The 6,432-nt window shown below is 36.2% G+C and carries 5 protein-coding genes and 2 pseudogenes; 6 read left to right on the top strand and 1 reads right to left on the bottom strand.

Annotation, left to right across the window (positions count from 1 at the left end; genetic code table 11):
* Positions 1–267: 267 nt before the first annotated feature.
* Positions 268–1,434, top strand: a complete 1,167-nt coding sequence (locus tag AC23NW_RS35735; RefSeq protein WP_008651082.1) for a tetracycline-inactivating monooxygenase Tet(X2) — start codon at positions 268–270, stop codon at positions 1,432–1,434.
* Positions 1,435–1,645: 211 nt separating this feature from the next.
* Here the strand turns inward: AC23NW_RS35735 and catB are convergent, their stop codons facing one another.
* Positions 1,646–2,275, bottom strand: a complete 630-nt coding sequence (gene catB / locus AC23NW_RS35730) for a type B chloramphenicol O-acetyltransferase (RefSeq protein WP_010256763.1) — start codon at positions 2,273–2,275, stop codon at positions 1,646–1,648.
* A gap of 415 nt (positions 2,276–2,690) precedes the next feature.
* Between catB and AC23NW_RS35725 the strand changes: the two genes are divergently transcribed.
* The 5 genes and pseudogenes from AC23NW_RS35725 to AC23NW_RS35705 form a co-directional block, all read left to right on the top strand.
* Positions 2,691–3,416, top strand: a complete 726-nt coding sequence (locus AC23NW_RS35725) for a superoxide dismutase (RefSeq protein WP_026750962.1) — start codon at positions 2,691–2,693, stop codon at positions 3,414–3,416.
* Positions 3,417–3,661: 245 nt separating this feature from the next.
* Positions 3,662–4,597, top strand: a complete 936-nt coding sequence (locus AC23NW_RS35720; RefSeq protein ID WP_077564249.1) for an aminoglycoside phosphotransferase family protein — start codon at positions 3,662–3,664, stop codon at positions 4,595–4,597.
* 348 nt (positions 4,598–4,945) lie between these two features.
* Positions 4,946–5,080: pseudogene (locus tag AC23NW_RS35715) on the top strand (NrfD/PsrC family molybdoenzyme membrane anchor subunit); the annotation flags it as partial.
* A 484-nt stretch (positions 5,081–5,564) separates the two neighbouring features.
* Positions 5,565–5,930 (top strand): hypothetical protein, encoded by a 366-nt coding sequence (locus AC23NW_RS35710; RefSeq protein ID WP_059137248.1) that lies wholly within the window; start codon positions 5,565–5,567, stop codon positions 5,928–5,930.
* A gap of 19 nt (positions 5,931–5,949) precedes the next feature.
* Positions 5,950–6,432 (top strand): annotated as a pseudogene (locus AC23NW_RS35705) (IS1595-like element ISBbi1 family transposase); the annotation flags it as partial.

Raw genomic sequence — 6,432 nt, 5'->3', positions numbered from 1 at the left:
TCGATCAGTTTGCGGATGATTTTAACTCACTAATCGAATTTATGACCATGCATAGGGTTTTATGAGAAAGCCCTGTTGGCAAAATGGCAGGTTAAGTGCTAAATTGAAAGTTTCTGCATTTTATTCCGCCGAATGTGTTCCACATTCGCTTTTTATTTGTAAGTTAGCTCTGTGGAAACACATCGGCTACGTTCTCGCTAAATTGAACTTTTTGTCCAATTTATCCGCCACTTCGCCAATGCGTTTCCCGTTATGTGCCATTTTTGAATGACAATGCGAATAGATACAGACAAACAAATGAATTTACTTAGTGATAAGAACGTTGCAATAATTGGTGGTGGACCCGTTGGACTGACTATGGCAAAATTATTACAGCAAAACGGCATAGACGTTTCAGTTTACGAAAGAGACAACGACCGAGAGGCAAGAATTTTTGGTGGAACCCTTGACCTACACAAAGGTTCAGGTCAGGAAGCAATGAAAAAAGCGGGATTGTTACAAACTTATTATGACTTAGCCTTACCAATGGGTGTAAATATTGCTGATGAAAAAGGCAATATTTTATCCACAAAAAATGTAAAGCCCGAAAATCGATTTGACAATCCTGAAATAAACAGAAATGACTTAAGGGCTATCTTGTTGAATAGTTTAGAAAACGACACGGTTATTTGGGATAGAAAACTTGTTATGCTTGAACCTGGTAAGAAGAAGTGGACACTAACTTTTGAGAATAAACCGAGTGAAACAGCAGATTTGGTTATTCTTGCCAATGGCGGGATGTCCAAGGTAAGAAAATTTGTTACCGACACGGAAGTTGAAGAAACAGGTACTTTCAATATACAAGCCGATATTCATCAACCAGAGATAAACTGTCCTGGATTTTTTCAGCTATGCAATGGAAACCGGCTAATGGCATCTCACCAAGGTAATTTATTATTTGCTAACCCCAATAATAATGGTGCATTGCATTTTGGAATAAGTTTTAAAACACCTGATGAATGGAAAAACCAAACGCAGGTAGATTTTCAAAACAGAAATAGTGTCGTTGATTTTCTTCTGAAAGAATTTTCCGATTGGGACGAACGCTACAAAGAATTGATTCATACGACGTTGTCATTTGTAGGATTGGCTACACGGATATTTCCTTTAGAAAAGCCTTGGAAAAGCAAGCGCCCATTACCCATAACAATGATTGGGGATGCCGCACATTTGATGCCGCCTTTTGCAGGGCAGGGAGTAAATAGTGGGTTGGTGGATGCCTTGATATTGTCTGATAATCTAGCCGATGGAAAATTTAATAGCATTGAAGAGGCTGTTAAAAATTATGAACAGCAAATGTTTATCTATGGCAAAGAAGCACAAGAAGAATCAACTCAAAACGAAATTGAAATGTTTAAACCCGACTTTACGTTTCAGCAATTGTTAAATGTATAAAATGGAATAAAACGGCACATAACAAACAAATTGGCAATAGAGCCGGTGAAGTACTTCTATTGAACTTTTGTGCAATGTTGAAGATTAGTAATTCTATTCAACATTTGTGCTAAAAGTCGGCTCCATCGCCAATTTGCCAAACGTTATGTGTAATTTTAGCCGCAAACGCAGTTAAAACAAAAAGGCTCCGAATTTCGGAACCTTCTTTTTATCATTTCATTTTTCTAAAAAACTTGTACAACAAATCGATTTTATTTGAACAAAGAATTGGCATTGCTTCAAAAAGGGTTTCTTCATCCCATTCCCACCATTTCATTTCCTGCAATTTTTGGATGTCATCATCACTAAATCTCTTTTTTATCAATTTGGCTGGATTTCCCCCTACAATTGAATAAGGTTCAACATCTTTTGTAACCAAAGCACGACTGCCAATAACAGCTCCATCTCCTATCTGAACTCCTGGCATTATCATAGCTTCACTACCAATCCAAACATCATTCCCAACAACTGTATCTCCTGCTTTTTGAAATCCATCTTGGCTTTTACTGAAAACATCAAATTCAGACATATAAAAAAATGGAAAACTGGAAATCCAATCATATTTATGACCTTGATTACCTGCCATTATGAAACTTGCACCGCTCCCTATTGAACAATAAGAACCGATAATTAGTTTATCGACATCATTCCTGTCCGGAAACAGATAACGAGCACAATCGTCAAATGAATGACCGTGATAATAACCAGAATAATAAGAATATTTACCCGAAATTATATTGGGATTAGTTATGTGGTCTTTGATTATTTTTCCTTTAAAAGGACTTTCGAAGTAATTTTTCATTATTTAACATATTTAATTTACAATAAGAGACAATAAGGAAACGAAGAATAATACTAAACTATTCTCTTCCTATACGTTGCGTAAAGTAAATTTGCTAATCTGATAATTTCATCTGACAAAGATACTAAAAAACTACACATAACATCGCATTGGCAAAATGGCGGGTTAAGTTCAAAATTCAACTTTTGTGCTTTTTATTCCGCCGAATGTGTCCCACATTCAGCTTTTTTTTAATAATTTAGCTTCTGTGGAAACACATCGGCTACGTCACTGCTAAATTGAACTTTCGGTTCAATTTATCCGCCACTTCGCCAATGCGTTTCCCGTTATCTGCTATGATATGAGCGACACTGCGAACACAAACAAAGAAACTAAAAACAGAATTTTGAGTAATTCATAATGACAAACAAATAAGATGGACAGAAAAGAATTTTTAACAAAAGGAGCTTTGGTTGGTGTAGCTTCAATCATTGGGACAAATAATGCTTTTGCCCAAAACTTGACGAGCAACAATATTGACAAATTGGTTGATGCCAACGGAAATTTCATTCATCAACCATTGCCGTATTCGGAGAGTTTTTTAGAGCCGTTTATGGACACGGAAACTTTGCATTTGCACTACACTTTTCATCACGGTGGAGCAGTAAAAGGAGCAAACAAAGACCTTGCAATGATTAAAAAAGCCTTGGACGACAACAATCTTGAAACGGTGGACTTTTGGACAAAGAAATTATCGTTTCATTCGTCATCACATATTTTACACTCTATTTTTTGGACAAACCTAACCAACAAACAGAACCTACCAACAGGCGAACTTCTGAAACGAATTGACAAAAACTTTGGCTCATTTGACAGACTAAAAGCACTTATCGGAGCAACAGCCAAAAATGTGGACGGTAACGGTTGGGGAATTTTAGCATACCAACCTTACAGCGACAGTTTGACAATTTTGCAATGCGAAAACCACGAAAAACTAACACAATGGGGTTGTATTCCACTTTTGGTTATTGACGTTTGGGAACATTCATACTACTTGAAGTATAAAAACAAACGAGCTGACTTTGTAGACGCAATATTTAACATCATCAATTGGGATAACGTGGCACAACGACTAAACGATGCAACAAAATTGACGAAATGAAGAAAGCACAGCAGATAACAAGGTATTGGCAAAAAAGGGGCAGAAGTGTAAGCCTCAACATTTGTAATTCTATTGGTCTTTGGTGCATTAACCAAGCTGACGTTTTTCAAATGCCCCTTCTTCGCCAATACCCAACCCGTTAGGCGCCATTTAACCTTCTGGGTAGTTCGTTAGGAGGACAAGTGAACATAAGAAATGTGTGAATTTTTTTAGGTTAATAGTAAACAAGAAAGGTAATCAATTATATGAATACAAGTGTAAAAAATAATGAACTAGAATTTATTAGAAATACAATAGCAAGAAACAACATAGATATAGAGGTTAATAATATTGAAAAACTTGGCGAAGGTTGGATGAGCAGGGCATATTTGATTAATGATGAATTTGTATTCAGGTTTCCAAAAGAAAAACAGGGTGGAGATGATTTAGAAAAAGAAAAGGTTGCATTACCATTTCTGATGAAAATAATAACGCTAAGTATACCAAATTTTATATATACTGGTGTACAAGAAAATGGATTGCCATTTGTCGGGTATAGAATTTTAAATGGGGTACCAATGAAAGAAGAAACATTTGAAGAAATTTATGAGGAAATTACTTCTGATACAAAAGATAGATTAGTTGAGCAAATTGGAGATTTTATTGATGAAATTAGTTCAGTTAAATATGAAAAGGCACTTGAACTAGGAATATGCGAAAATGATTTTTATAAGGACTATTCAGATACTTTGGAAGAAATAGAGAGAAAGATTTTCGGAATAATTGACGAAAATATAAAAAAATTCATAATTGAAAAATTCAAGTGGTATTTAGATGATGAAACAAATTTCAAATACACACCTAAATTACTTCATGCAGATTTATCTCCAAATCATTTTTTATATGATAATGATAAAGGTGAATTAACAGGAATTATCGATTTTGGAGATATGCAGATTGGAGATCCGGATTATGAATACATATATTTACTAGAAGATTGTGGAGCTGACTTTACTCGAAAAGTTATGGAATACAGAGGGGAAAAGGAAATCGAAAAAAAATTAATAAAGGTGGAATTTTTTCTCTTAGTAGATAATATCCGCTTTGTATTAGAGGGATTAAGAATAAACGATGATGAAATGATTAGAGATGGACTTGCTTCATTGGGGAAAAAGGTCTTGGAATCTCAAATATCAAAATAATTACTACCAAACTAGAAAATTAAATGTTTTATTTTAAGGGAAATGACTAAGGAGAAAGGTCAAACAGCGCCTAACATAGTATTTGCAAAAGGCGGGGTTGAAGTTATAATAGAACTACCTGTTGCTTTAGCCACAAAAAAACTTTTTCCTTTTACAATTTTTGTATATTAGCAAAAGGAAAAAGTTTTTTGTTCAGTTCGGTTTAAATTGAACTTTTCGTCCAATTTAGCCCGCCCTTCGCAAATACTTTTCCCGTTGCCTGTAACCTTTAGTGACAGCTTCTAAAACAAATCGGCATTGACAAGACAGACATTCATGACAAGACCTTATATTCCATTTCTTGCTTTTCTCATTTTGTTACTGCTGACAATTCCTTTTTCGTTTGACTTTGCAACTTCAGTAGTTCCTGGTTGGCACACGGCAATTTTCCCGCCTTATTTCATTTGGGGACTTATTGTTTTCATTGTTTTGCTTCTGGTGACAATTGGTTATTGGTTATTGTCTAAGCGGACAGACAAAATCAACTGGACTTTGTTCGCAATTCATTTCTTATTGACAATTCCGACAGTAATATTTTTAAAGTTCCCGAGCATTCTTTTGGATGTACAATTGACAGACCAAGACAAATTGATAAAAGCAATAGAATTTCGTATGAAACTAATTCCCATTGCGTGGATACTTTTTATCGTCGGACAAGTTTTATTTCTTATCTACTATGTTAGGACAATTAAAGCCAAGCATACTACGACATAAGGCTACAGGCAACATTGGTATTGCCAATAGTGGGGCTGGACATTGGAGCAATCAGCAGCGGTAATTCTACTCTGCTGCGGTTCGGGGCTTGACGAATAAAGCCCACCTTTAGTTCTTAATATTTAACTTTATCAAAAAGCCAAGCAGTAGTTCCTGCGGACGGATTTCTAATTCCCCACCATCGGCAATACCTGCTCGTTAGCAGAAATGTCAAATGAAAGTACTGCATAAAACACTTTTCTTAATTATTATCTTGTTTGCAATTAGAATTTTTGCAAGTCCACAAATTCCGGATTATATCATTTATAAAGGTGACACTATACCAACGTATAATTTAATTTTAGAACAATTTTTACAAAAGAAAAATCCAAATGAAGAAAAACTTTTTGGGTTAAGTTTCAGAAGCTCTGAAAATATTGGGGTTTCAACAAATTGTTGGAGAGGATATCAAGCGATATACGAAATAATAGACAATAAACTTTATTTAACAAATATTATTTCTTGTGGTGAATTATACGAAAAATCCAAAATAAATTTATCTGATTCTCCGCAAACACACCTAATATTTTTAGTATATTAGCGCTCAAAAAGCAGGGATTATGAACATATTCAGTTTTACGGCTCATTTCGGTTCGGAGGAAGATTGTCGTTTGCATTTCAAGGAGCAGCGTGATAAGGAAGGGGTTGTCTGCAAGCGATGCGGGGGCACTTCCCATTATTGGTTACAGGGTAAATGGAGTTATGAATGCAAAGGTTGCCGTTTCCGCACCTCGTTGCGCAGCGGTACGATCATGGAGAGCTCCAAGCTGCCGTTTCTGGTGTGGTACAAAACGATGTTCCTGATGAGTTGCACAAAAAAGGGATTCTCCACCAACGAACTCCAGAAGCAATTAGGATTGAAGCGTTACGAACCGGTATGGGCGATGGTACACAAACTCCGCAGGGCGATGGGCAACCGGGATGCAAGGTATACACTGGAAGGGATGATAGAACTGGATGAGGGTTACTTTTCGGTGGCCAGTAAGGAAATCGAGCGAGGCAAGGGTACACGTGGCCGGGGAGCCGAGGGAAAGCAGAACGTT

The sequence above is a fragment of the Arsenicibacter sp. R0_47 genome (genome assembly GCF_057652235.1).
This window is presented reverse-complemented; position numbering and strand designations above follow the sequence as displayed.

Coding starts and splice junctions, on each gene's coding strand:
- AC23NW_RS35735 (WP_008651082.1), top strand. CDS start 268: ATGACAATGCGAATAGATACAGACAAACAAATGAATTTACTTAGTGAT.
- catB (WP_010256763.1), bottom strand. CDS start 2,275: ATGAAAAATTACTTCGAAAGTCCTTTTAAAGGAAAAATAATCAAAGAC.
- AC23NW_RS35725 (WP_026750962.1), top strand. CDS start 2,691: ATGGACAGAAAAGAATTTTTAACAAAAGGAGCTTTGGTTGGTGTAGCT.
- AC23NW_RS35720 (WP_077564249.1), top strand. CDS start 3,662: ATGAATACAAGTGTAAAAAATAATGAACTAGAATTTATTAGAAATACA.
- AC23NW_RS35710 (WP_059137248.1), top strand. CDS start 5,565: ATGAAAGTACTGCATAAAACACTTTTCTTAATTATTATCTTGTTTGCA.